Below are 2,193 nucleotides of genomic sequence, written 5' to 3' on the forward strand. Positions count from 1 at the left end.
GTTAATTAGCTCATCTTTATTATTTATTTTATCTAAATAGAAACGATGGAATTCAGATATATCTTTTATTGATTCGATATTAGGAAGGACAGATTCATAATTAAGTAAACGTTTTTCTCCCAATATATATATTTCATTTTCATTTAATCCTAACTTAGTAAATATAGAAATTATTTGACACAACATTTGTATATAAGTAACAAGTTTATTTTTATCTTCTAATGTTTTATCATCCTGTCTTACCAAGTCTCTAAAATCATCAATAGATAAATTTAATGTCCCGTTACTATCGAGATATTTCCATACAGCATTGGCAACACTTAAAGAAGGAAAGGATAAATGGTAACTTAGTATAGGCAAATAGCACGGAATAATTGCCCGTTCAGTGAATTCATCTACATTAAAATTCATTAACTCATTAAAGAGATTTTCCATTTTTTCTGTATAAGTCAAATCATATTGTTTAGCTGTCATTAAATATAGTTCTGAAATATTCAATTTATACTCTTTAATAAACTTGCAATAATTATCTATTGTATAAATTAAATTACCTGCATCATCTGATAAAGATTGTTTATTAATGGGTTTATTGAAAGGTTCAGGTAACATATCAAGTAATAAAGAAAGAGAATAAATATCTAGATCATGTACCGTTGCTAATAAATACACTCGATATAAAAGTGATATATTTTCTATAGAACAAGTAAATTCAGTTGGCTTGCCAAAAGCTAATTTCCACATAGCGACAATGCCAATATCATCGACATGAAATGCGCGTTTTAAGGTATTAATACGCATAATATCATCTGGAGATGATGAATTAAAATCAAGTGCTTTATTATCTGCAATAAATTTATTTTCGCCTAATGGAGGGGAATTAAATAAAACATCAAATAGCGATGAAGAGTTATTCAATGTGTATTGATTAATATTAGCACTATTAAGTACTATAGATTGCTCAACATTAATATTGTATTTCTCCATAATATATTGAACATGAAGAATAGAACGGATAACCTCAGAATCAATATTATTATCATTATTTTTTGTTTTAATTAAAATAATTAGATTATCAAAAGAGATCCCCGTTGCTTTATGCAAGCGAATAATCTTATTTAAGAACAACATATCTTTTGAAGATAATTCATTATCCTCTTTAAGTATATTAAATAATAGTGATATGTCTTCTTCTGGAACAGAATAATATTCTGATAGTAATTTTAAATTATTTCTTAAACTAATTTCCTTATTGCCAAAATTTTTCTCTATTAGTTCATCAATATTATCATCAGAGATTACCTCTGTTAAAATAGCATATAATTCAGGAGAAATAGATGAGCTAATCGTTGAGATCCATTCTGTATCTAAAATATCCAGATGACCTTTAGCTTTTACCAATTTATCAACCAAGCCATCACGTAATAATAATGTTTGTCGAATAGTTTCATAAGGTCGATGATAAGGATTTTCGCCCATTACGCGGTTTGTTGCTAGCTCTTGAAATAGATCTTTACCACTACCTAATTTACTTTGCAATGCTGTGGTTATAATTTGATTTGATAAAGAGAGGGTAGAAACTTCTTTATCCATATTATCTTGAGATAACACTAATTGCGCTAAATCAGGGCGACGTTTATCCAAGTGATAAATTGAATTTTCTGCATCTAAGGCTTTTGCTTCACGATAAAGTTCAGTTAAGTAACCTGCGGGTGAAAACATCGATGCCACAGATTTACTATCGACAAATAGATCCCCTTTTTCAGGGATCCAATCACCTAATGCTCGGCTTTGTACTGATTGTTGTTGAACACCTAACGCCACGGCATTTTGCACTTGTGGGTTATTACGTGCTAAATGATGAGCTTCATTAAGCTTATTAATTTTTGCGGCTTCTTGGGCTTCTTTATATAATGTTTTTGCTTCATGCCAACTAAGTTTCTCTTCACTCAGCGCGTGAATTTCATGAAGTGATAAGGGAGCTAGATCATTTAACGTGATATTTTCTACTGCATCAGAATTCATTTTCGTTAAAAGTGTATTAATGTTTTTCATTAAATATTTTCCTAATATAAGTTAATTTAAAATTCAGAGAATGAAATGTCGTTTCATCTCGAAAATTAAAATATCAAGAAAATAAAAATTGAAAATTGAATTTTTTATAATCTGTTATTGAGTTTTTTTATTCTTTGTCGG

General features: G+C 28.9%; 1 protein-coding gene. It reads right to left on the bottom strand.

Annotated features, from left to right (window positions below; all coding sequences use genetic code 11):
* A partial coding sequence (locus tag ACWPWK_RS18990; protein WP_454209243.1) for a Tc toxin subunit A occupies positions 1–2,052 on the bottom strand: 2,052 nt, incomplete at its 3' end.
* Positions 2,053–2,193 lie beyond the last annotated feature (141 nt).

It is taken from the genome of Proteus sp. Marseille-Q3619, from assembly GCF_965283115.1.